The 23,779-nt window shown below is 65.1% G+C and carries 14 protein-coding genes and 5 pseudogenes; 15 read left to right on the plus strand and 4 right to left on the minus strand.

Features of this window, described 5'->3' with window-relative positions:
* The first annotated feature begins 719 nt into the window (after positions 1-719).
* On the plus strand, positions 720-1,898 hold the full coding sequence (locus AC07CM_RS47855; RefSeq protein WP_478882874.1) for an IS110 family RNA-guided transposase: 1,179 nt from the start codon (positions 720-722) through the stop codon (positions 1,896-1,898).
* On the opposite strand, the gene AC07CM_RS47860 is transcribed toward AC07CM_RS47855, so the two are convergent.
* Together AC07CM_RS47860 and AC07CM_RS47865 are read right to left on the minus strand one after the other, a co-directional pair.
* Positions 1,867-2,760, minus strand: a complete 894-nt coding sequence (locus AC07CM_RS47860) for an IS982 family transposase (protein ID WP_478882875.1) — start codon at positions 2,758-2,760, stop codon at positions 1,867-1,869. The two genes, AC07CM_RS47855 and AC07CM_RS47860, sit on opposite strands and share 32 nt — an antisense overlap.
* Positions 2,761-2,823: 63 nt before the next feature.
* Positions 2,824-3,455 (minus strand): annotated as a pseudogene (locus tag AC07CM_RS47865) (class I SAM-dependent methyltransferase).
* 89 nt (positions 3,456-3,544) lie between these two features.
* On the opposite strand from AC07CM_RS47865, the pseudogene AC07CM_RS47870 reads away from it, so the two are divergent.
* Positions 3,545-3,709: pseudogene (locus AC07CM_RS47870) on the plus strand (IS5/IS1182 family transposase); the annotation flags it as partial.
* Positions 3,710-4,302: 593 nt separating this feature from the next.
* Here AC07CM_RS47870 and AC07CM_RS47875 read toward each other — a convergent pair.
* Both AC07CM_RS47875 and AC07CM_RS47880 read right to left on the minus strand, forming a co-directional pair.
* A complete protein-coding gene (locus tag AC07CM_RS47875; protein WP_478882876.1) occupies positions 4,303-5,478 on the minus strand; it encodes a M20 metallopeptidase family protein in 1,176 nt (391 codons plus the stop codon).
* A gap of 38 nt (positions 5,479-5,516) precedes the next feature.
* Entirely contained in the window at positions 5,517-6,677 is a 1,161-nt protein-coding gene (locus AC07CM_RS47880) for a M24 family metallopeptidase (protein WP_478882877.1), read from the minus strand.
* Between the two features lie 789 nt (positions 6,678-7,466).
* Here AC07CM_RS47880 and AC07CM_RS47885 point away from each other — a divergent pair.
* The 13 genes and pseudogenes from AC07CM_RS47885 to AC07CM_RS47945 all read left to right on the plus strand — a co-directional run.
* Positions 7,467-7,661 (plus strand): annotated as a pseudogene (locus AC07CM_RS47885) (hypothetical protein); the annotation flags it as partial.
* A gap of 969 nt (positions 7,662-8,630) precedes the next feature.
* Positions 8,631-9,752 (plus strand): extracellular solute-binding protein, encoded by a 1,122-nt coding sequence (locus tag AC07CM_RS47890; RefSeq protein ID WP_478882878.1) that lies wholly within the window; start codon positions 8,631-8,633, stop codon positions 9,750-9,752.
* Positions 9,737-11,449, plus strand: coding sequence for an ABC transporter permease subunit (locus tag AC07CM_RS47895; RefSeq protein ID WP_478882879.1), 1,713 nt, complete (start codon positions 9,737-9,739; stop codon positions 11,447-11,449). The genes AC07CM_RS47890 and AC07CM_RS47895 overlap by 16 nt, the downstream gene beginning before the upstream one ends.
* The gene (locus tag AC07CM_RS47900; protein WP_478882880.1) at positions 11,442-12,578 is read left to right on the plus strand and encodes an ABC transporter ATP-binding protein; all 1,137 of its coding nucleotides are present in this window, start codon (positions 11,442-11,444) and stop codon (positions 12,576-12,578) included. The genes AC07CM_RS47895 and AC07CM_RS47900 overlap by 8 nt, the downstream gene beginning before the upstream one ends.
* Before the next feature lie 304 nt (positions 12,579-12,882).
* Positions 12,883-13,250, plus strand: a pseudogene (locus tag AC07CM_RS47905) (IS110 family transposase); the annotation flags it as partial.
* 977 nt (positions 13,251-14,227) lie between these two features.
* Positions 14,228-15,430 (plus strand): aminotransferase-like domain-containing protein, encoded by a 1,203-nt coding sequence (locus tag AC07CM_RS47910; RefSeq protein WP_478882881.1) that lies wholly within the window; start codon positions 14,228-14,230, stop codon positions 15,428-15,430.
* Positions 15,427-16,167, plus strand: coding sequence for an SDR family NAD(P)-dependent oxidoreductase (locus AC07CM_RS47915; RefSeq protein ID WP_478882882.1), 741 nt, complete (start codon positions 15,427-15,429; stop codon positions 16,165-16,167). Before AC07CM_RS47910 ends, AC07CM_RS47915 begins: the two co-directional genes overlap by 4 nt.
* A 26-nt stretch (positions 16,168-16,193) precedes the next feature.
* On the plus strand, positions 16,194-17,468 hold the full coding sequence (locus tag AC07CM_RS47920; RefSeq protein ID WP_478882883.1) for an aminotransferase family protein: 1,275 nt from the start codon (positions 16,194-16,196) through the stop codon (positions 17,466-17,468).
* Positions 17,465-18,964, plus strand: a complete 1,500-nt coding sequence (locus AC07CM_RS47925) for an NAD-dependent succinate-semialdehyde dehydrogenase (protein WP_478882884.1) — start codon at positions 17,465-17,467, stop codon at positions 18,962-18,964. Before AC07CM_RS47920 ends, AC07CM_RS47925 begins: the two co-directional genes overlap by 4 nt.
* Before the next feature lie 32 nt (positions 18,965-18,996).
* Complete coding sequence (gene ald, locus AC07CM_RS47930) at positions 18,997-20,088, plus strand: alanine dehydrogenase (RefSeq protein ID WP_478882885.1); 1,092 nt, start codon at positions 18,997-18,999, stop codon at positions 20,086-20,088.
* Positions 20,089-20,622: 534 nt separating this feature from the next.
* On the plus strand, positions 20,623-21,474 hold the full coding sequence (locus tag AC07CM_RS47935; protein ID WP_478882886.1) for an SDR family NAD(P)-dependent oxidoreductase: 852 nt from the start codon (positions 20,623-20,625) through the stop codon (positions 21,472-21,474).
* A gap of 678 nt (positions 21,475-22,152) precedes the next feature.
* The gene (fahA, locus tag AC07CM_RS47940) at positions 22,153-23,385 is read left to right on the plus strand and encodes a fumarylacetoacetase (RefSeq protein WP_478882887.1); all 1,233 of its coding nucleotides are present in this window, start codon (positions 22,153-22,155) and stop codon (positions 23,383-23,385) included.
* A 4-nt stretch (positions 23,386-23,389) separates the two neighbouring features.
* Positions 23,390-23,689, plus strand: a pseudogene (locus AC07CM_RS47945) (CoA transferase subunit A); the annotation flags it as partial.
* Between the last annotated feature and the right edge of the window lie 90 nt (positions 23,690-23,779).

The raw sequence follows: 23,779 nt of genomic DNA on the forward strand, positions 1-23,779 counted from the left end.
GGAACATGCCCAAGGAGCTTCGAGCCGAACGCGCACACGTCGGACAGCCCGTCGCTCATGCACCCCTGTAAACGGAGCCAGCACAGACACGCCACACAACCCGTCACACTGGATCCTTGGCCTGTTATCGAACGCGTACTTGATCACCGCGTTGGTAACGGCCCCGTTCGAAGTTGCCTTCTGCTGATCACGTGGCAAACACGTGATCAGCGACTGTGGGGAAAGCGGCTCTGGCGCTGATCTTGTGACGCGGTTGGGCCAGGGCGTGAGGAGTGCGCGCTTGCGGACGAAGTCGAGATTGGCTCGTCCAAATCCTTCCCTTTTGAGTAATTTCGCCCTTGTGACCTGTCCTTCGACCTGGCCGGAGCTCCAGAGGGTGGAGAGCCCGGCGGTGACGGCGTCGATGTCGCGGCTCAGTCCGGCGACGAGGGAGTGCAGGGCGGGGAGGTCGTCGGCGAGGACGCTCCATCCGGACGAGCAGTTGATCGCCCCGCAAGTCACGCATCATGGCGGCGAAGTCGTGGACGTGGTGGGTGACGGCGTCGAGTTCGGGGCAGCCGGTCCGGATGTCCTTGAGATCGGCGGCATCATCGGCTGTCAGGTTTCTGGGCTCGGTCATGATCCAGCGGACGATGCGGCGGGGCCGTTGGGCCGGGCGGGGCAGGGGTGGCGGGGCGGTGGCGGTTTTGAACGGGCGGAGGTAGCGGCGGACGGCCTGCGTGGTGATCGACGACACCGGCAAGCGGCTGCTGTCGCGGCGAGTGGCCAACGACGAGACGGAGTTGCTGAAGCTCCTGGACGACGTGCTTGCCCTGGGCGATGAGGTCACCTGGGGCATCGACCTGGCCGACGGCGGCGCCGCCCTGCTGATCGATCTGCTGCTCAACCACGGACAGCACACGCTCTACATCCCCGGCCGAGCCGTCAGCCGCGCCTCCGAGGGCTACCGGGGTGAAGGCAAGACCGACGCCAAGGACGCCGCGATCATCGCCGACCAGGCCCGCATCCGCCGGGACCTGCAACCCTTGCGGCCCGGTGACGAACTGGTCGCCGAGATCAAGGTCCACACCGGCCATCGCCGCGACCTCGCCGACGACCGCACCCGCGTGATCAACCGGCTCCACAACCACCTCACCAGCATCTTTCCCTCCCTGGACCGGGCTCTGGACCTCACGAATACCGGCCCGCTGATCCTGCTGACCGGCTACCAGACCCCAGCCGCCATCCGCAGGACCGGGGCTCGGAGGCTGGAGACCTGGCTGCGCAACCGCAAGGTCCGCGGTGCTGCCCAACTCGCAGAGAAGGCCCTGGCGGCCGCCGAGAGCCAGCACACCAGCGTGACCGGGGAGAAGCCGACGGCCCAGCTCGTGCACACACTCGCCAAGGAGGTGATGCGCCTCAACGAGCAGATCGCCGAGACCGACAAGCTCATCGAGGCCCGGTTTCGCGAGCACAAACACGCCGAGGTGATCGCGAGCATGCCGGGCATCGGGCCCCTGCTCGGCGCCGAGTTCCTCGCCGCCACCGGCGGCGACATGACGGCCTTCGACAGCCCGGACCGCCTCGCCGGGTTCGCCGGCGTTGCCCCGGCTCCGCGCGACTCGGGCAAGATCAGCGGCAATCTGCACCGACCCAGACGTTACAGTCGGCGACTCCAACGCGTCTTCTACACCTCCGCGCTGATCAGCATCCGCTGCTGTGACGAATCCCGCCGCTTCTACGACCGCAAACGCGCCGAAGGCAAGCGGCACACCCAGGCCGTTCTCGCCCTCGCCCGCCGCCGGGTCAACGTCCTGTGGGCCCTGTTGCGCGACGGACGGTGCTACGAACCCATACCCCCGTCACGAACGCCGCTTGACAAAGAGATTAGGAATCGTAAGCGGTCAAGGATCGAATGACGGGCTGGCCGGTCTTGTGGTTGTGCCAGATCGCGGCGGCCATCGCGAGGACGCGTTGGGCGACGCGGACGGCGACACCTTCGAAGGTCCGGCCACCGTGCTGTTCCAGGTCGAGCTGGCCTTTGAGGGTGTCGTTGACCGACTCGATCAGCTGCCGCACCGACTTCAGGAGGCTCTCACCCTTGCGCTTCTTATCGCGCTTGAACGAAGGACGCAGCAACTCCGCGCCCCGGAAGACCAGATCGGCCTCGAACTCCTTGGAAGCGAAGCCCTTGTCCGCGATCACCAGAAGGCTTGGCCGGTCCGTGACCAGGTGCGGTTCGCGGTCCAGCATCGCCGACAGCACTTCCCGCTCGTCCAGCTTCGGGTTCGCCAGCGCCCACAGGATGGGCATCCCGGACGGGGTGCACACCAGGAACAGGCGCAGACCCCAGAAGAACCGGGAGTACGAGGCGCAGTACCCGTATCCGGCCCAGCCGGCCATGTCCGACCGCTTCACCGTCGGACGCGAGCGGCCGCACTCCACCGGAGTGGAGTCGATGATCCAGTGGTTGTCGAACCAGAAGTCCGTATCGACGGCCAGCAGCCGTATCGCCCTCTTGACCAGCGGCAACGCTGCCCGCAGCCGCTTGTTCCAGCCCGGCTGCCTTGGCACGTACGGGAACATCGCTCCCAGCCGGGAGTCCACGAACCGCAGCCAGCGCGACTCCGAGGTGAAGCCGAGCAGAGCCTGCGCGACGGCAAGGGTGACCAGCTCGGAATCCGTCAGCTGCGGCGGTCGGCCAAGCCATCGGGTACCTCCGATTTCGTCGTCGATCTTCACGTACAGTGCGGTCAGCAGGGCGTCCAGGTTGTTCGTCACACAACGATCTTGGACGCCCTGTCTACGTTCCCAGACACACCGTCAGCATTCGGAATGACTCGTCTAGTGCAGGCGGGCCAGCAAGTGGGCGTCGAGGAAGTCCCATTCGGAGGCCGGGTCGTCGAGCAGCCGGGCGAACCCGACGAGCCCGGACCCCGGGCCAGTAACTCGGCGAACCGGTCCACGGGCCAGCTGTAGGCGGGCGTCACCTTGTGGTCGAAGCGGACCGGCTCTGGTCCTTCGGTCGCGAAGAACGAGACCAGGAGCAGGCCCCCTGGTGCCAGGACACGTACTGTTCGGCGAGTAGCGCGGGCAATTCCCCGGGCGGGGTATGGATCATCGAGTAGTGGGCCAGCACGCCGGCGAGCGCGCAGTCTCGACCGGCAGGGCCTCCATCCGCGCCTCGTCAAAGCGCAGCGCCGGATGGGACCGCCGGGCGTGGTCGACCATGGCTGGGAAGAGGTCGAACCCGAAGGCGTCCAGTCCCAGGTCGTGCAGCATGGCCGTCAGACGTGTCCAGGCCCGCACCCGACGTGGGCTGCTCGCGGGTTCCCCGTCCCGCGCACCAGCTCGGCGAAGTTGCCGATCATGTTCCGCGAGAACGGCTACGTCTCCAACCGACCAGCGAACATCGACGTATACAGCTCGACGCCCCCGTCGTAGGCCGCCCTGGTTTCGTCCTGGTGCTCCATCACGGGAAGGGAAGCTAACATCCGTGCACGTTCGCAGCTTCTCCAGCCTCGTGCCGAGCCCACCCCTACGAGACTGACTGTCCCGGTTGGGCATGGGTGGGGCGATCTCATCGGATGATCCGAAGTGGATCGAGCCGTTCTCCGGGCCGACCCAGGCGCAGTTCGCTAGGTTGGTGGCGGTGGTACGGCGTCCTGGCGGTGATGTTCAGTGGGGCTGTTCGTGGAGAATGCCGCTGGCGGCGTACTGGCGCGCAAATTTCATGTACGGCGGAACTGCAGGTTCGCAGGCGGCCGATGCTGGTCGGGGTTGGATAGTGTAGTTCGAGTCTCCGTGGAAGTTAAGACCGTCAGGTAGCGAGAGTCCCGGACACGGAACCATTCGTGTCCGGGACTCTCGCTGGAAGGGGCCGCGTCGGAAACGACGGTTCCAGGGCGTCCCTCCCTCACGTCGAGAGGGAGCCCCGGGACCTAAACCACCGCACTGGCTCGCATCCGTCGCGGCCCCTAGCCGTGCCACGTGGCCGTCAGTCGACCGCGCCTGTCGCCTGCCAGCCTCGCGAAAGTGTCGTTCAGACCCTTGCCCCGTCGTCAGGCACCGGGAGTCAGCATGGCGTTCATCCCTCGTACGGGGCATGGCATGAGAACCGTCGCCCATCCTCCAAATCGTGACGATCGCTGGCTTTGGTCGACAGAGTGGCTGCGATGCTATGAGGGGGGTCGTGCGGGCCCGATCAGTTGGGCGGCCGATGGAATCGGAGCCGACACCCCGGCCGCCTTGCTGAGGCCAACCGGGGGCAGTGGCCCGCCACCTTGCTCCGTTGTGCCTGGTCAGCGGCGTGACATTTCGGCTTCAGTGATGGAGCTGAAGGTCGGGGACTGGTGCTTCTGCATCGGCCCACCGTTCCACGATTTGGTGGAAGTAGCGCAGCCCGACGACCAGTGCCTTCTCGTCCATGTCGAACCGGGGGTGATGGAGAGGAAAACTCGTCTCGTTGCGCGTGCCGATGAGAGCGAAGACGGATGGCAGGTGTTCGCAGTAGAAGGCGAAATCCTCCGCTCCCATCCGAGGCGACGTCGACGTGACCCTTTCCGCTCCCACGGCAGACTCGGCAGCGGGGCGAACGAACTCCACGGCGCCAGTGTGGTTGATCAGCGGTGGACTGCCTCGGTGGTATGTCACCTCGGCCTTGGCGCCGTGCGCAGCGGCGTGACCGCTGGCTAGCTTGACGAGTTCGGATTCCAGTAGGTCGCGTATGGACGGCGACAATGTCCGTATTGTCCCACTCAATCGTGCCTCGCCTGGGATGGCGTTGTAGACGTCCCCAGCGTGCAGCGTGCCCACGGTCACTACCGCCGGCGACAAGGGATCGACCCGCCGGCTCACCAAGGTCTGCAACTGCGACACCAAGCCCGCAGCGATCGTCAGAGCATCCGTCGTCTGATGGGGCGAGCTGGCGTGCCCACCCGCGCCGACAATAGTGACATCAAACCGGTCATCGCTGGCCAGGAGGGCACCGTCTGTCAGTCCGATAACACCGGTATCCAGGTTGCTGGTGAGGTGCAAGCCCACCACGGCCATCGCGCCGTCGAGTACACCGACTTCGATGAGCTTCTTGGCGCCGCCGTCCGCAAGTTCTTCTGCGGGCTGGAACACCAACCTGATTTCCCCGCGGAGCCGATCTCGGCGTTGGGACAGCAGCTTCGCCAGGCCCAGCAGGATCGCGGTATGGCCGTCGTGGCCGCAAGCATGCATCACACCCGGCCGAGCGGACGCGTAGCTAACTTGGTTCTCCTCCTGGATCGGCAGCGCGTCGATGTCTGCTCTGACCACCAACACCGGCCCTGGGATCTCACCTCGCACGTGGGCGACCGTCGCCGTACTCAGCGGCGCATCGTAGGGCAGCTCCCACTCATCGAGGAGCGAACGAATGAACACAGTCGTCTCGTGCTCTTGAAAGCCGAGTTCGGGGTGCTTATGCAGATGGCGGCGCCAGGCCCGCATCTCCTCGTACAGTTCGGTGCCCACGTCCGGTATCTGTGTGCTTGTGCCGCTAGTCGCATCGGTCATGCCGGGACCTCGAACAGAACGCGCGGGACGTTGGAGAGGGACTCCGCGCCGTCGTCGGTGACACGGACGACTTCGCTGAACACGTAACCTTCGCCGCGTTCCCAGATCCCCACGATGACGTGGAACGTCATGTTGGCAACGATCTCGGTGTGGTCATTGTCCCCGAGACTCGCACCCCCGTCGATCCAGTCGAGTCCCACCGAGTAGCCGATGCGGGAGTCCTTCTTGATTCCGTGAGGACGGAAGGCGACGTCGAATGCCCGCGCGACGTCGCTGCAGGTGACTCCTGGCCGGATAGCGTCGACGGCGGCGAGCCACCCGTCGAGCACACCGTTGTGGATCTCCTTCAAACGCGCCGGCGCTGAACCGAGGTAGGCAGTCCTGGACAACGGGCAGCAGTACCGGTGTCGAGTCGCAACGATCTCAAAGTTGGTCTGCTGGCCGGCTGAGTACACTCCATCATTCCACTTCAGGTGAGGCGCAGTAGCGACCTCACCGACAGGCATCCACGGGAGCTGGCGCGGGGGGCTACCGGGAATGGTCTCGGTACCTGAGATGACTGCCGACGTGATCGTGGCGGCGACGTCGCATTGCCGCGTACCGACGGCGATTTTGTTGATGCCAGCGAGCATCGCCCGGTCCACGATCGCCGCCGCCTCAGTTATATAGGACAGCTCACGGTCGGACTTCACACGCTTACACTTCGACACCAACCCGGTGCCATCAGTAAGCCCTTCCACACCTAGTGCGTCGACGGTTCTCCGGTAGCCGGTCACACCCAGAGAGGTACCGGACAGCTCGGCCCCGATCTGTGCAGACGCACCAACCTTGCCCTTCACGAACTCGCCGATGGCCTCCCACGGGCTACGGTCAGCCGACCCGATGTAGTTCTCGGCATACGGGACCAGCTGATCCTGCGAGAGCCAACTGTCTGCTTCCGCATTCCTGATGTCCATCTTCCGCATGATGAGATACGGGTCATCCTCGAGTGTCACAAGCGCGGCCTGCGGCACATAAGACGCGTACTCGGCATACCCGGTGAGGTAACAAAGATTTCCCTCGGAGGTCACCAGCAGCGCGTCCATCCCGGCGTCGGCCATCAATGCGCGCACACCGTCCACCCGAGCCCGGTACTCAGACGTTTCGAACGCTTGCATGTCCCTCTCCCTCACGATCGCTGATGAAGGGCACCATCGTTTCTTCGGGCCCCTCCGCTCCGCGACCAACAATGTGTCCAGCATCTGACATCGCGGCGCAGCACAGGTTGCTTGCGCGACGAAAAGATCGTTACAGTGCGTGACTGTCCCAGTCGACCTGGAGTTCCTTTCATCCCCCCGGCTGAGCTGGCCAGATGCCAGAAGAGAGTGACACGAGACTGGCACTGTGGCTGCTCGAGCAACGGAGCGGGAGGAGGAGTCACGAGGACCAGAGGCGGAGGCTTGCTCGAGGAGGCTTTGGATCGTTGTCTGGGAGCGGTTTACTGCCTGCTGGCCGAAGGACGGCATCTCCCACTTGCAGCGGTAGGGAACGCGCACGGCGCCTGCGGCACTCTGGTAAGCCTCGGCGGCCCACAAGGGGCCGCTGACGATTCCCTGCTCGTTGGTTCGCATACGGTCATGGACGGCCCAGGAAAGAGTTAGAGACGCCTGCGACCAGGCGGCCCAAGGCAAATCGCTATGCCTTACACCAGCAACTCCAACGCTCCGCAGACGCCCTCAGACGGTCCGCGATCACCGCATGCAACTGTTCGAGAGGCACCGGCGTCGCTGCAGGCGCCAGCCGCCAGCAGGTCGTGCAGGGAGTTGGTGCGACCGAAGGAGGGCCGGAACGCGAGCCCGCCGGAGCAGGAGGCCGATCGTATCCGTCACGATGCTCAGCTTCCTGCCCGCGATCTTCTTGCTCGCATCCCTGCCCTGACACCTGGCCGGGGGGGCTGACGGAGGCCCGCCGCCCACCCCACCAACCGCAAGGTCTGGGTCGACGGCGGCTGCCGCCGCAGCCTGGCCCGCGACTACGAAGCTCTCCATGCCCGCTACAACACCGTGACGCACCTGGCCATGACCGACCTCATGGCCCGCCGTCTCACCGGCGAGAACACCATCTCTCGGCGCGCCCGACCCGCCATAACAAATACCCCATAACATGACGAAACAGCCGGACAAAACAACCTATTAATGATCATTTCAGATGAGTTGGCTTGACGTCTTGGCAGTTGGCCTTGGCGACGGCAGATTTCTGTGCGTGTCGGCTCATCTTGTGTCTGATGACCTGTGGGAACACGTTGCTCCACTGCTTCCTCCTCGCCCGCCCCGGCGTCGGCGGTATCCGGGACAGCTGTCCTCGGATGACCGTGCCACTCTGCGGGCATCGTGTATGGCCTGTGCGAGGGCGTAACTTGGGCCGGTGTCCCGACCGGGAGGATAGGTTGCAGCCGGATGACTTGCGGGCGGCACCTTCAGGACTGGACCGAGACGGGCGTCTGGCCCACGCCTGAACGAGATCCCTTTGGCGGAACCGCGGCCGGCCCGCTCGAGACGGAGGACGCGGACGTCGACGGCTCTCACGACCGAGCTCTCGAAAGGGACTCACACCGAACCTTCGCCCGCCGACCCGACCGCGGTCACGCCAGCAGCAAGCCCCGGCCGTCCTTTCTCCCTGTCGCCGTGGCCTCCCGAACGTTGCCATCCCCCACGTTCTGATCCACAGCCTGAGCGGGTGTGGGTAAGCACTTCCGGCAGATCAGGGGCTTGGCTCCCTGCCGCGAGGACTAGCCAAAGATCACGAGCTTCACGAAACTGACGAAGGTCCAGATCCGGTCGACCGTTGACAAGTCTACAAAGTGTGCGGCCCGTGGTGTTTGATGCTGGACAGATTGTTGGTCGCGAGCGTAGATGGGAGCGGCCACGATGATGGCCAACATTTGGGTGAGCGTGTGGGAGGCGAGTGCGGCGGCGTCCGACCATCAAAGCCGGAAGAGGGCCGGCACGTAGATGCGTCGGAACTGAGGAAGGCAATATGCCTCCGTTCCTGCACGCCGACTGACATGAGTTCCCTGCCCCTCGACCCGGGTTCGCATACGGCCGGGTTGGCCCGAACAGATAGGAATCCAAATGAGCCGCAGACTCCGACGCTCCTCGGCGTTTCTCGCCTTCCCACTCGCCCTTGTCCTAGCCGCCTGCGGCAGCAGTAGTGGCGGTGTCACATCGACGAAGGACGTAACCGTCTCGAACATCTACGAGGGACTCAGCGGGAAGACAGTCAGGTACTACTCCGCTGGCACGAGCGGACAGTTCAACACGACGCTGCAAAACACCATCCTCAAGCGCTTCACCAGCAAGACGGGTGCGCCTGTGACCGTCCAGAGCGGCGACTGTGGCGTCACCAAGCTCGCCGGCGAGGTGCAGGCGGACAACGTGGACTCCGACCTGTGGGTGTTCTGTCCGGGGAGCGACTACCACAAGGCGATCTCGCTGGGGCTGCTGCAGAAGCTCGACACGAAAGTGGTTCCGGTGGACAAATTGAAGCCGGGCACCTACACCGCCTACGGATTCGACGGCTTCCAGTACGCGGAGGGGCTGTTTTACAACGCCAAGGCCTTCCCTAACAAGAAGCCGACCTCGATCACCGATATCTTCGACACGAAGAACTTCCCCGGCAAGCGCTGCATTTCGGACTCAGTCCAAGGCAACGGTGCTGCCGCGGCGGCCATGCTCGAGAGTGGCAAGACTCCCGATCATGTCTTCCCGCTCAACTTGAACACAGTCTTCTCCGAGCTTGACAAGATCCGCAGTCACATCGCTTTCTATCCCCTTTCCAGTGTGGCGCAGGGCTACCAAAACATGCTCAACGGCACGTGCTCTATGGGCCTGTTCGCCAACGGCTCGGCATACAAGTTCGCGAAGGACAACCCGTCAGCCTCATTCGGCTTCGCGATGAGCGGTGCGGTCGTGTCGTGGGACCCGATCGGCATCCCGAAGAACGCGCCGAATCCCAAGGCCGCTGAAGCCCTACTGCGCTGGTACATCACGGACACAGCCTCACAGGCTGGCCTCCTGAAGGAGAACGCCTACCTGCCGGCCGTCCCCAAGACGGCTCCACCGGTACCGTCGGCCGTTGGGTCGTTCGCCCTGACGGGGAAGAACCTCGACAACGTCGTGAAGCAGGACGACAGCTACTGGGTGAAGAACATCGACACCGTCCAGAGGCGGTGGAACGCATGGCTGGCGAAGTGACCATTGACATCCCCCGCGCCGTCACGCGCGGGCGCCGCAGGCTGGTTGGGCCCGGATTCCTGGTGTTGCCGGCGCTGTGCTTCCTGGCCGTCTTCTTCGTCTATCCGCTCTGGGGCCTGTTGCTGCGCAGCCTGAGCAAGGACGGCCAACCCACCTTCGACGTGTCGGCGTTCACCCTGGGCAACTATCGCGATGCCTTCGGCGACTCGACCTACTGGACCATGTTCCGGACGACCGTCGAACTGGCGGTGGCCTCCACCATCGTCACCGTCGTTGTCGCGTACCCCGTGGCCTACTTCATGAGCCGCGCGCCGCGCCGGATCGGCCGCTACCTGCTGCTCGCGGTGATGCTCCCGTACTTCAGCTCGGTCCTGGTTCGCCTGTACGCGTTCACACAGATACTGTCGCCGCTCGGCCTGAATCAGACCACCAGTGGAGCGATCATCGGGATGATCGCTTACCTGCTGCCGTATATGATCGTGATGCTTTACGCCGCAATGGTCGCGATCGATTCGAACCTCGGCCCGGCGGCGCGAACCCTTGGGGCTAAGCCGTGGCGGGTATTCACCCGAGTCTTCTTTCCCCTGTCTCGGGCTGGGCTGGTCGCCGCCACACTGTTCGTTTTTGTCGTCAGCCTCGGTTTCTACATCACTCCAGCGGTGCTCGGCAGCACTAGTGATCTGGTGTTGTCCACTTACCTTCAGCAGAAGGTCAACATGTACGAGTGGGGGGTGGCTAGCGCGATAGGTATCGCGCTGCTGGTCATGACCCTCGTGCTGTTCGCCTTCTCCAGCCGCTCCATGAGCCTGCCCATGGCAATGACCTCCGGGGGCGGTTCCGGCAAGGGTGTAAGCGCCACTGGATCGTTCCGCTGGACGCGCAGCTCCATAGCCCTCGCGGTGTGGTCGGTTCTCGTGGTGCTCTTCCTACTGCTTCCGCTGTTCGTCGTCGTGTGGTCTTCTTTCACGTCGCAGTCGTACCTGCAATTCCCGCCGGCAGGCTACTCGCTGAAGTGGTACCGCTCGGTCCTGTCGGACAACAGCTGGTACACCGCAGCCTGGCTGAGCCTGAAGATCGGTCTGCTGACTGCGTTGATCTCAACCGCACTCGGTTTGTGCGCTGCCTTCGGCCTGGTTCGCGGGCGGACACGCTTCAAGGGCATGTTGCGTATCTTCTTCTACACACCTTTGATTGTGCCGGTGGTGTTGGTCGGGTCGGCTTTGTTCGGTTTCGAGGTTCGGATGCACGTGACCGGGACGCTGACCGGCTACGTCATTGGACACGTCGTGCTGACCCTCCCCGTGACGGTGACCATTCTGAGCACCGCGCTCGTGTCTGCCTCCCGCAACACCGAGCTCGCAGCACGCACCCTCGGCGCCGACCCGGTGCGAGCGTTCTTGCGGATCACTGTTCCGGCAGTGAGTGCGAGTATGGGCGCGGCAGCGTTGATTAGCTTCCTGATGTCGTGGGACGAGCCGGTGGTGAGCCTGTTCCTAGCGAGCGATCAGCACACATTGCCGGTCAAGTACCTGCTCTTCCTGCGCCAGCAGTTGCTGCCGAGCATGGGCGCCGCCGGCACCTTGCTCATCGCAGCCACTTTTGTCGCATATATCGTCGTCACCCGCGGTGCACAGCTGTCGCTGCGGGCATGGCGGAGCTACCTCAGCCGCCGAGAAGGGATCACCCGCAATGGTTGAACAGCCCAATGGAGTAACTGTCCAAGCCCGCGGCATTGAGCACTCCTACGGCGCGTTCCGAGCGCTCAAGGGTGTTGACCTCGAGATCCGGCCCGCTGAATTCATGACGCTGCTCGGTTCCAGTGGCTCCGGCAAGTCGACGCTCCTCCAGGCAGTTGCGGGTCTGATCGAGCCGGAGCGCGGCGACGTCGTCGTCGACGGGCAGGTGGTGACCGGCCTACCGCCGGAACGGCGTGACATGGGCTTCGTGTTCCAGAACTACGCCTTGTTCCCGCACATGACGGTTCACCGCAACGTTGCCTTCCCACTCGAGATGCGCCGGGAGAACCGCCGCCTTGTCCGAGAGCGGGTTGGCGAGGCGCTTGAGTTGGTCGGGCTCAGCGGACTCGCGCACCGCTACCCCAGCGAACTGAGCGGTGGTCAGCAGCAGCGCGCTGCGCTGGCGCGTGCCATCACTTTCCACCCGCGGGTATTGCTGCTAGATGAGCCGCTTGGCGCGCTGGACCGGCAGCTACGCCAACAACTCGGCCTCGACCTACGCCGGGTACAGCGCGAGATCGGAATCACCACGGTCTACGTTACGCACGACCAGGAGGAAGCCTTCGTTCTGTCCAACCGGATTGCTGTGATGCGTGACGGGCAGATCCTGCAGATCGATACCCCCGAGCGGATCTATCGTCGACCGGCTGACCTCTTCGTTGCCAGATTCCTCGGAGACCTCAATGTCGTGGCAGGCACCGTCGCCGATAGCGACGGCCTTTCGGCCACGGTCGATGCCGACGGGATGCGGCTGCTGGTCGAAGGAAGTGCCGCTCCGGCGCGAGGCGCGGCAGCAACGGTCGGACTGCGCCCGGAGGAGCTGCGCGTCGGTGCCATTGGCCAAGCTGGCCTGGCGTCATTCCCGGCCCGTATCGAGTCGACAATCTTCGGCGGCAGTTGGGTCCGCTACGGCCTCGTCCTGCCCAGCGGGCAATGTCTGCACGCGGTCAACTCCAGTACAAACGACGTCCTGCCGGAGGGAAGTGACGTCGAAGTCTCCTACGCGCCCGCTCGCGCACTGCTCTTCACCGAGTCAACCAACGGGGCATCAGGAGCGGTTGACACGCCGAGCCCCGCGGCTGTGCAGTGACGAGCTACGACCAGCGCCCACCGAAGGCACGCGGATAACGGTCCGCCGCTGCAGCTGTCAAGCACGAGTTGACCGCGGATCTGTCCTGGTCTCCATCGTGGCCGACATCGTCAGCCTCGCCCCCACACATCCGACAGCGCCCAACTCGCCAAGTTGACACGGCCATCAGCACGGACACACCTCATTGTGTTAGCCGCTGTTAACGCTTTCCTCGTTCGGCAACCTGCGCTGTGGGATACCCGCTATCGGCGGACGGCCGGGACCTGACGGTCCTGGCCGTCGTGCTGTGATCGGGGTGCACTGCAGGTCCAGTGACAATGCCACCGGCCTCCAACAACTGTTGCACCTCCTGTCCGAACTTGGGGACACCCCAGCAACCCGTATACCAGTAGCCATCGAACCACCCGCGGGCTGCTGGTAGCCTGTCTGCGAGCCACCGGCCGCCCTTTCTCTGTGACCAATCCGATGGCTGCGTTCCGATACCGAGAACGCCACACCATCGCACGCAAGAAGCCAGACCACCTCGATGCGGGGCTCCTCGCCAACATCTTGCGCACTGACGCCGCGGCACACCGGACAATGCCCGCTGACAGCGAAGTCGCCCAGGTCATCGCCATTTTGGCCCGCATTCAGCAAGACGTGGTCTGGGACCGCACCCAGGCTGCAAAGAAGGCCCATCGTTTCGGAGTGGCTCGAACCCCTTCGTCCGCGGCCGTTGCACCACCTCCACATCGATGCCGAGGCCGGCGCCATGGTTGATGATGCTGTTCTGGAATCCGCCGTCGGCCCAGAGCCTTGGACACGCTGGCATGGGCTGCGGCCAGGTCGTCGAGCAGCCGCTTGCCGCCGGCGGTGTCGTGCACGTTCGCAGCGGTAATGAGGACGGCCAGCACCAGACCGAGACAAGGCGCTGAACGTCAGGAAACGGCGATTCGTTTGACGGAACGTCGTCAGACGTACGTAGGTGACGGCGGAGAGCGCCATGCCATGACTCGGTTTCCAGGACTTCGAGACGCCTGAGGCAAAGGCCTTCTGATCTCAGAGTGTGACTGCCATCTTGGCACCCACGGGCGTCACCGATCGACTGCCGTGGCACTCGTCCACGACACGTTCACGGGGTCGCCGCAATGGAACGGCCCGGCGAGGACTCCGCTGCATCTGGCGAGCTCATGGAGACCACCGGAAGCGAGTACGACTGAACAAACTGTGATGACGACCGGCATCTGATGCCGGACAGATTGTGGGTCGCGGGAGCAGTCAGGTGTGGTCAGGATGGTGTCACATTGGGCAGCGATGTGGGAGGCGGGCGTGCAGGCGTTTGAGACGTCGGAGTGTCGGGATCAGCTGAATGGTGTGCGGACGGAGATGGCCGGCGACCTACTCCCCTCGCTCCCGTGAGGTTCATCGTGTCGGTGTCGACCGTGCCGCCGTCAGCGAGTAACGCAGGCACGGCAACGTTCATAGCCCAGAGCCGACGCCGTCCGAGATTCGCCACCGTCCTGGCCGCCGGATATCTCGGCGCATGCTTCGCGGGTTGGACTCTCGAACTCGATATGTCATTCCAACTGACCGTTTACGGTCATTAATTGTCGCTTTTTGATGTGTCGTCGTGCTTACCAAATCTCGACGGCTCGAGGATGGAGGACAACATGGCCGACGGCCAGCTCCCGCTTGCCCACCGGGCATCTGACCTCATCGGGTCGATCATCGACTCCTCGACGTCCCTGCTCGCCCGCCAGACACACGACATTGTGCGCTTCGCTATGGGCGCCCCCAGCGACGATCTCATGCCCGTGCAACTCCTCGACCGCTACTCGGCGCACTCCGTGCCCGGCAAGTACAGCTACGGGTCCAGCGAAGGCGAGCCCGACCTGGTTGAGCAGGTCCTCAAGGTCCAGGCCGAGCACGGCATCATCACCAGCGCCGACCGGATCACGGTCACCACCGGCGGAATGCAAGGACTCGATCTGGCTTGCAAGCTCTTCATCGACCCTGGTGACCTTGTCATCGTTGAAGGCCCCACCTACACCAACGGCAATGCCACCGCCCTGTCCTACGGCGCCAATCTGCTCGAGGCTCCCCTGGACGCCGACGGCCTCGTCGTGGAGGCGCTGCCCGACCTCGTCGCACGGGCCGGCCGGACTCCCAAGGCCATCTATACGATCCCGAATTTCCAGAACCCCTCCGGCGTCACTCTCTCGCAGCGGCGCCGGGAGCTGCTCCTCGACCTCGCCACCGAGTGGGGTTCGGTCATCATCGATGATGACCCGTACGGCCTGCTGCGCTTCGAGAACAGCTCGATCCCCTCGCTGAGCGAGCTCGATCCGGGGAATCGGCTGGTCTTCTCGGTGCGGACTTTCTCCAAGATTCTTGCGCCCGGTCTGCGGATCGGTTGGGTCGATGCCGATCCCGGCCTGCAGTCTTTGCTGATCAATGCCAAGCAGGCCATGGACACCTGCACGAGTGTTCCCGCCCAGCGGACCGTCACCGACTTTCTTGCCGGCGACCACCTGCAGCCTCACCTCGACCGCGTGCGGAGCATCTACCGCGAGCGCAAGGATGCCATGCGCGCTGCCCTGCAGCGGCATTTCGGCGACGCGGTCCGTGTCACCGATCCCGACGGCGGGTTCTTCCTGTGGGTCACCTTTGCTGACCAGCAGGTCGACACGCAGGACCTGTTCGAGATCGCCCTGGCTGAAGGCGTCGCCTACATCCCTGGCCCCGCTTTCTCCACCGCCGACAACTTCCACGACGCACTCCGCCTGTGCTTCGCCACCACAACCCCCGACCGAATTGACGAGGGCGTGGCCCGGCTCAAGCGCGCCGTTGACACGATGGGAGCCAACCGATGACCCGCCGCACCGCCATCGTCACCGGCTCCACCTCCGGTATCGGCCATGACATCGCCCGCCGCCTGCACGCCGACGGCTTCAATGTCGTCATCACCGGCCGTGACGAAGACCGCGGCCAGAAGGTGAGTGCGGAACTCGGCGCCCACGCCACTTTCGTCGCCCTCGATCTGACCGCCGAGGGAGCGCCTGCTGCCCTGGCCGACGCGGCCGTGGAGGCCTTTGGGCGGCTTGACGTGGTCGTCAACAATGCCGCCCAGGACCACACCGGTGACCTGCTGGAGGTCCCCCTCAAGGACATCCGGCAGGTCTTCGAGGTCAACACCCTCGCCGCGATCGCCGTACTGCAGGAGGGTGCCAAGCGCATGGACCAGGGCGGTGCCATCATCAACATCAGCTCCCGCCTGGCCTCCATCGGCGTTCCCACCATGAGCATCTACAGCGCCACCAAGGGCGCGATCAACGCGCTCACCACCGCCGCCGCTGTCGAGCTCGCCGACCGCAACATCCGCGTAAACGCCGTGGCACCCGGGATGACGCGCACCCCTCTGTATGACGCCTGGGTCAACGATCAGTCCGATCCCGAGCAGACCGCACGCGACGTTGTCGCCGACATCCCCCTCGGGCGCCTGGCAGCGCCCGCTGACGTCGCCGCTGCGGTCAGTTTCCTCGCTTCGGAGGAGGCGGCCTACATCACGGGCGCCTGCATTCCGATCGACGGCGGCTACACCGCCCGCTGACCCGCACGCTACGAAAGGACGCAGCCATGTCTGCCAACCCCACTGTCCTTGACGGTCCCGCCCTGTGGTCCGCCCAGGCCCACATGCCCTCCGTCCTGGGACGGCAGATCGTTATCGAGCGGGGCGAGGGCTCCTACCTTCACACCTCCGACGGCCGCCGCCTGTTCGACGGCACCGCGGGTCTGTGGCACGCCAACATCGGGCATTCCCATCCCGCGCTGGCCGGGGCCGCGCACGCCCAGATGCTCAAGCTGGAGACGCACCACATCTTCGCCAGGTTCGCCAACGACCAGGCCCTCACCCTGGCCGAGCGTCTCGCAGGCCTGTCGCCCATCGAGGATCCCAAGGTGATTCTCAACTCCGGTGGCTCCGATGCCATCGACGTTGCCTGTAAGCTCGCCCGTCGCCACTGGCAGCGTGAAGGCCGTGCCACCAAGACCTTCATCCTCAGCCGCGAGCACGCCTATCACGGCCTGCACGCCTACGGCACCAGCATCGCCGGCCTCGACTTCAACCGCGAGGGCTATGGCACCGATTCGCTCGTGCCCGAGACTGCCCGCTTCCCCCTGCATGACGCCGACGCCATCGCGCGCACCATCGCCGAGGTGGGCGCGGAGAACATTGCGGCCATTGTCACCGAGCCGATCCAGGGCACTGGTGGGGTCAACCCGCCCGCGCCGGGTTACCTGGAAACGATCCAGCAGTTGTGCCGCGAGCACGACATCCTGTTCATCGTCGATGAGGTCATCACCGGCTTCGGCCGCACGGGCACCATGTTCGCCACGGAACGGTTCGGGCTCGAGCCTGACCTGATCACCTTCGCCAAGGGTGTCACCTCCGGCTACGCGCCCCTCGGCGGCGTTCTGGTCTCGCCCAGGATTTGGCAGCCGTTCTACGTCGACGACGCCGCGACCCCGATCTTCCGGCACGGCGCGACCTACGCCGGCCACGCCACCGCCTGCGCCGTGGCCATGGCCAACCTCGACGTCCTTCAGAACGACAACCTCCTGCCCCGCGTCGCCGAGCTGGAGGAGCTGCTGGACAGCCAGCTCAAGCAGCTCGCCACCCGCCGACCCTCCGTTATCGACGTCCGGGTCAAGGGCTTCCTCGGCGGCGTCACCCTCACCGACACCATCAAGGCCGAGGACGCCGCCGACGCCCTCATCGAACTCGGCTTCATCTCCCGCCCGCTGCGCGGCAACACCCTCCAGATCAGCCCGCCCTTCATCACCACCGACGACGAGCTCACCCAGTTCGTCGACGCCATCGACCACGTCCTGGCCGAGGAGGAAGCCAAGTGACCACGGACCTCACCGCTAAGTCTCACACCCCGCTCGCCGCGGCCAACCCCGAGCGCGGGGCCGCCGCCGACGCTGTCGTGCGCAACCTGCAACTGCCCAGCGGACCCCGCCAGTTCGACGTGCTCAACCCCGCCACCGGCGACGTCGTCGCCGCCCTGCCCGACGCCGACCCGGCTGATGCCCTGCAGGCTGTGGTCCTGGCTGACGCCGCCAGCCGCGACTGGGCCGCCCGCACCCCCCGCCAGCGCGCCGACATCCTCAAGAACTGGTACGACCTGCTCGTAGAGCACGCCGAGGACATCGCCCTGCTCATCACCCTCGAGATGGGCAAGCCGCTGGCCGAAGCACGGGCTGAGGTCGCCTACGGCAGCGACTTCGTGCGCTGGTACGCCGAGGAAGCCGTCCGCCCCGGCGGCAACGTCCGCGACGTGCCCGCCGGCGGCGCAACGCTGCTCACCCGGCGGGCTCCCGTGGGTCTTGCGGTGCTGATCACGCCGTGGAACTTTCCGCTGGCGATGGCGACCCGCAAGATCGCCCCCGCCCTGGCCGCCGGATGCCCGGTGGTGATCAAGCCCGCTACGCTCACCCCGCTGACCACCTACTATGCGGTCAACCTGGCACGGGAAGCCGGTGTGCCGGACGATCTCATCCAGGTCGTCAGCACCACCAACGCCTCCGCCTTCAGCCAGGCGGTCCTGACCGATCCTCGCGTGCGCAAGGTGTCGTTCACTGGCTCCACCGGTGTCGGAAAGGTGCTGCTGCGCCTCGCTGCGGAGAATGTGCTGCGCTCGTCTATGGAGCTCGGCGGGAACGCGCCTCTGATCGTGTTCGATGACGCCGACCTCGAGCGGGCCGTGAACGGCGCCTACGCCGCGAAGATGCGTAACGGCGGGCAGTCGTGCATTGCCGCCAACCGCATCTACGTCCAGGACGGTATCGCCGACGCCTTCGTCGAAGGACTCACCGAGAAATTGGCAGCGGCCGTCACGGGCGACGGCCTCGCCGACAACGTCGCCCTCGGCCCACTCATCGACGACCGCGCCGTGGCCAGCATGCAACGCCTTGTCGACGACGCTGTCTCTCTCGGCGCCACCGTGCGCACCGGCGGCCAGGCCATCGCAGGTCCCGGTCACTTCTTTCAGGCGACCGTACTCGACCAGGTTCCGGCCACCGCTGAGATTGCCGGCAGCGAGATCTTCGGTCCCATCGCAGCCATCCAGCGCTTCAGCACACAGACCGAAGTACTAGAACGGGCCAACGCTACCGAGTTCGGGCTCGCCGGCTACGTGTTCACCGAGAACATCGACCGCGCCCTCAACGTCGCCGACGCCCTCGAGACCGGCCTGGTCGGGATCAACCAGGGCGTCCCCTCCAACGCCGCTGCGCCCTTCGGCGGCGTCAAGCAGTCGGGTCTTGGCCGCGAGGGCAGCGCCGAAGGGCTCGAGGAGTACCAGGAAGTCCGCTTCTACAACATCGCCCGCCGCGGCACCAACTGACCCACCACCGCCACTTAAAGGGGACAACCTCCATGCGCATATCGACCGTCAAGGAAATCAAGACCAAGGAAGCCCGGGTCGGCATCACCCCCGCTGGCGTCGCCGTGCTGGTCCAGGACGGCCACAATGTCTTCGTCGAGCACGACGCCGGCACCGTCGCCGGCTTCACCGACGAAGAGTACGAGCAGGCCGGCGCCAAGCTCGTGGACCAGGCCGAGGCGTGGGCGAACGCCGAACTGCTGGTCAAGGTCAAAGAGCCCATCGCCCAGGAGTACCCGTACCTGCGCGACGACCTCACCCTGTTCACCTACCTGCACCTGGCCGCGGACCGCCCTCTCACCGAGGCCCTGCTGAAGGCCAAGACACTTGGTATCGCCTACGAGACCGTGCAGAACAACACCGGACTGCCGCTGCTCACCCCGATGAGCGAGATCGCCGGTCGCCTCGCAGCCCACGCCGCGGCCACCTACCTCACCGCCGCGGAGGGCGGCCCCGGGCGCCTGCTGGGCGGCTCTCCCGGCGTCGCCCCCTGCCGCGTCGTGGTCATCGGCGGCGGCGTGGTCGGCACCCAGGCCGCGCTGCTCGCGCTCGGCATGCAGGCCGAGGTCACCGTCCTGGACACCTCGGCTACCCGCATCCGCGAGCTCGACATCCTCTTCGGCGGCCGTGCCCGGGTTGTCATGAGCGACCCCGCTACCGTCGTGCGCGAGCTAAGCGCCGCTGACGTCGTCATCGGCGCCGTGCTTGTCCCCGGCAAGGCCGCCCCCAAGGTCGTCCGCCGCGACCAGCTCGCGCTGCTGCCCGCCGACGCCCTCCTCATCGACGTGGCCATCGATCAGGGCGGCGCATTCGAGACGTCGCGGCCTACCACCTATGCCGATCCGATCTACGAGGTCGACGGCGTGCGCCATTACTGCGTCGCCAACATGCCCGGCGGAGTTCCGCAGACCTCGACCCGCGCGCTGACCAACGCGACCTTCCCGTACCTGCGCCGCCTCGCCAGCATCGGTCCGGAGCGGGCCATCGCACAGGACCCCGCGCTCACGCTAGGTGTCAACACTCGCGCCGGAGTGATCACACATGACGGTGTCGCCGAGGCCTTCCCTGACCTGCCACACGCCTAGAAGGCGGCACACTCACTAGCTAGGACTGCGCTCGCCCCCTCTCACGGTTGCTCCGCATGGGGGGCTGCCCTGCCTCCTGGCTCCCCCGCACTGCCTGGCGGAGGGGTTCGCCGAGCGGTGTGCCGATCTGGATGGGAGACGAAATGTTAGGGATAGGTAGCCACGACCGGTCGAGAATGCCTCGGTACCGCGTAGGTGGCGGTCTGGACGGAGTGCGTCGCCAAAAGCGACGTCTGGAACGGGAAGCGCGCTACGCCAACGTCCGGTCCAACGCGACGCGCCCGCCTAAAGCCCTCATGCCGCGGCCGGCAGCGACGCATCGGGCATCGGAAAGCCATCGCGAGTCTCGTCAGGTAGGCGACTGGCTGGTCGACAGCATCGTCGCCAAAAGCGCGGGACCAGGAGCTGGCGCCTCCCTCACCGCCACTACCAACGCATACACGAGCGCTTCCCGCGTGCGTCCGTAGCACCTCAAGATCTCTCGTGACCGCTACCACATCAAATGCAGCGACTTCTTCAGAGGAGAGAAACGCTATGTCTGCATCCCCCCTTTCCCTCGCGAGCCCGGCAGTCGCTCTGACGGGTGAGGTCGCAATCGTCACCGGTGCCGGCTCACCGCCGGACACGGACCTCCTTGGCATAGGAGCCGCGATCGCGATCTACTTTTCTCTCGCCGGTGCCGACGTTGTGATCGTAGATCGAGACCATGATGCGGCGGAACGCACGGTCCGGTTCATTGCCCGTGAGACAAGCGACGAACACGTGCGTGCGCATGTCCGGCAGACTCTGGCCGATGTGACCGATGCCGGTGACTGTGAGCGCGCCGTTCAGGACGCTCTAAAGGCGTTCGGAACAGTGACCACCTTGGTCAACAACGTTGGGATCCCGGGTCCGGCAGGTTCGGCAGATGAGTTGGATCTGGCGAAGTGGACCGCTGCTATGACGACCAATGTCCTGTCCATGGTCACGATGTCTCGTGCTGCGCTGCCCTCGATGAGCCAAGCGGGGCACGGCTCTATCATCAACATGTCGTCGGTCGCGGGACTAAGGGGCGGACATCATGCCCTCTCATACCCGACGAGCAAGGCTGCCGTGCTCGGGCTTACTCGGGCAATGGCCACCCACCATGGTCCAAATGGGATCACGGTGAACGCGCTGGCTCCTGGCCTGGTCTATACCCCGATGGTGACTCGCCGCGGATTGACTGCGCAGCAGCGCGAGACCCGTCGACGCGCTGGCATGCTCGACAGGGAAGGCACTGCCTGGGATGTCGCAGGCGCGGCAGCCTTCCTCGCCTCGCCGGCCGCCCGGTGGATCACCGGCACCGTCCTTTCCGTCGACGGCGGACTGGCTGCACTGGCCACCAACCTGGGTGTCCGCCAGTGACATGTGTCAGACCAGCGACTCGCATCGCGGCGGGCGATGCGGGGCCGTTGGAACGCCAGCTCGCAGCCTGTCGTGAGCAATTCGCCCGCCCTGGCGGTCAAGTCCTTCGCGATCGACACCACTGGCGGATGGTCGGAGTGCAGCGACCAGGACATGACCGTCAAGCTTCGAGTTGGTCCGCATCAGCTGAGCCCATTCTGATTGCGACCTTCATGTCAACGGCAATCACCACCGGTACCCATCGCGTCACATCTCCGCTTCACAAGCCACCGATCGCCCGTGGCACGTCTCGCATCGACGAGCGCCTTGAGGTCTACCGTGGATTGGGCGCTGAACACCTGGCTCTAGCGACCCACGACGCCGTGCGGACGATCAATGGCCTCCTCGAGAAGAGTGTGCAGGTCTCGTGGAACCCGGATGTTGACCAGGAAGAGCCGGAACTGCCGAAGATGAATGGCGGGGTGCACGCCGTCAAGGAACTGCAGAATCGCACTTCGCATCGGCCCCGACGAGGATGGCGACCTGCTGCCAATCTTCGCCAAGCCCGGCGGTACCAGCCGACAAAACCTGGCGCTCCGTCTACCCAAGTGCGCCGACATTGCCGGCCCACAAGACATGCAAGCAGCGACGAACCCCTTACCGAACTCGCGCCCTCGGACTGCTGAAGAGAGTGAACACATGAGCAACGCTACGAGCGCGGCCTGGCTAAACCTGGCCCCCGACCACCCGTACGGCCTCGCCACCCTGCCGTATTCCACCTTCACCTCCGCAGCAGGACGTACACCCCGCCTCGGCGTCCGGATCGGCGACCAAGTACTCGACGTCGCCACGACCGCGCAAGACCTCACCCCGGAGCTTCTCCCGACCGTCGACGCAGGGCTCGACGGGCTGCTGTCCGCCAGCCCAGACGCCTGGAGCACTGTCCGATCAACGATCACGGCATGGCTCACTGATCCAGACGCGCGAGCCCAGGTCGAACCAAACCTGCACCCAATCGACGCGGTGACGCTACACCTGCCCTTTACACCCGCTGACTACGTCGACTTCTTCGCCTCCGAATACCACGCGACGAACTGCGGACGCATCTTCCGGCCCGGCCAGGAACCCCTGACCCCCAACTGGAAGCACCTGCCGATCGGCTACCACGGCAGGGCGGGCACCCTCGTCCCTTCGGGAACCAACATCGTGCGGCCCACCGGCCAACGCCGCCTACCCGACGGCACCATCACGGCTGGTCCAACTAGTCGGCTGGACATCGAGACTGAACTCGGATTCGTCGTCGGCACCCCATCCGAGCTTGGACGACCAGTTCCGCTCACGACGGCCGGCCGGCACATCTTCGGCGTCAGTCTGGTCAACGACTGGTCCGCGCGGGACATCCAAGCGTGGGAGTACGTTCCGCTCGGCCCTTTTCTTGGCAAGTCTTTCGGCACATCCATCTCCCCGTGGGTAGTCCCCCTTGAGGCCCTTGCCAAGGCCCGGGTCCGACCGCCCGAGCGCACGCACACCCTGCTGCCCTACCTCGACGACACCGAACTCGAGCCATGGGGGTTCGACATCGACTTCGAGGTTCGCCTCAACGGTCATCTGATCGCCAGGCCTCCCTACTCCGAAATGTACTGGACGCCTGCGCAAATGCTTGCCCACATGACAGCCAACGGTGCTTCACTGCGGACTGGCGACTTCTTCGCATCCGGCACTATCAGCGGCCCAGAACCCGGCCAGCTTGGGTCTCTAATTGAGCTGTCCTGGGGAGGAACAGAACCATTGAAGCTTCCCGACGGTTCGAGCCGTACGTTTCTGGAAGACGGCGACGAGGTCGTCATCTCCGCCACTGCGCCCGGGACAAACGGCAACCGCATCGGACTGGGCGAGGTGCGGGGCCGGATCGTCCCGGCGAGGGAGGGATGAGGGTATGGACCAGGTAATCCCCTCAGCTGCCGCGGATATCCCCTCCGGCGCATCCCTGGCCGTCGGCGGATTCGGACTATGCGGCATTCCCAGCGTTCTCATCGAGGCCCTCCACGCACGGAATATCAAGGACCTTAAGGTGGTGTCCAACAACTGCGGGGTCGACGACTGGGGGCTGGGCATCCTCCTGGCGTCCGGCCGGATCAGCCGGGTCACGGCCTCCTATGTTGGCGAGAACAAGGAGTTCGCCCGCCAGCATCTGGCAGGCGAGCTGGAAGTCGAACTCTGCCAGCAAGGAACGCTAGTGTGATGCGCCAGAAATCATGAGGCTTATTTCTCTCCGTCTTGGCTGTTGGGTGGGGTGATCCTGGTGAGGTAGTCGGCGAGGGACTTG

This window comes from Streptomyces sp. NPDC044061 (assembly GCF_056434305.1).

Coding starts and splice junctions, on each gene's coding strand:
- AC07CM_RS47880 (WP_478882877.1), bottom strand. CDS start 6,677: ATGCAAGCGTTCGAAACGTCTGAGTACCGGGCTCGGGTGGACGGTGTG.
- AC07CM_RS47915 (WP_478882882.1), top strand. CDS start 15,427: ATGACCCGCCGCACCGCCATCGTCACCGGCTCCACCTCCGGTATCGGC.
- AC07CM_RS47935 (WP_478882886.1), top strand. CDS start 20,623: ATGTCTGCATCCCCCCTTTCCCTCGCGAGCCCGGCAGTCGCTCTGACG.
- AC07CM_RS47890 (WP_478882878.1), top strand. CDS start 8,631: ATGAGCCGCAGACTCCGACGCTCCTCGGCGTTTCTCGCCTTCCCACTC.
- ald (WP_478882885.1), top strand. CDS start 18,997: ATGCGCATATCGACCGTCAAGGAAATCAAGACCAAGGAAGCCCGGGTC.
- AC07CM_RS47920 (WP_478882883.1), top strand. CDS start 16,194: ATGTCTGCCAACCCCACTGTCCTTGACGGTCCCGCCCTGTGGTCCGCC.
- AC07CM_RS47900 (WP_478882880.1), top strand. CDS start 11,442: ATGGTTGAACAGCCCAATGGAGTAACTGTCCAAGCCCGCGGCATTGAG.
- AC07CM_RS47910 (WP_478882881.1), top strand. CDS start 14,228: ATGGCCGACGGCCAGCTCCCGCTTGCCCACCGGGCATCTGACCTCATC.
- fahA (WP_478882887.1), top strand. CDS start 22,153: ATGAGCAACGCTACGAGCGCGGCCTGGCTAAACCTGGCCCCCGACCAC.
- AC07CM_RS47895 (WP_478882879.1), top strand. CDS start 9,737: ATGGCTGGCGAAGTGACCATTGACATCCCCCGCGCCGTCACGCGCGGG.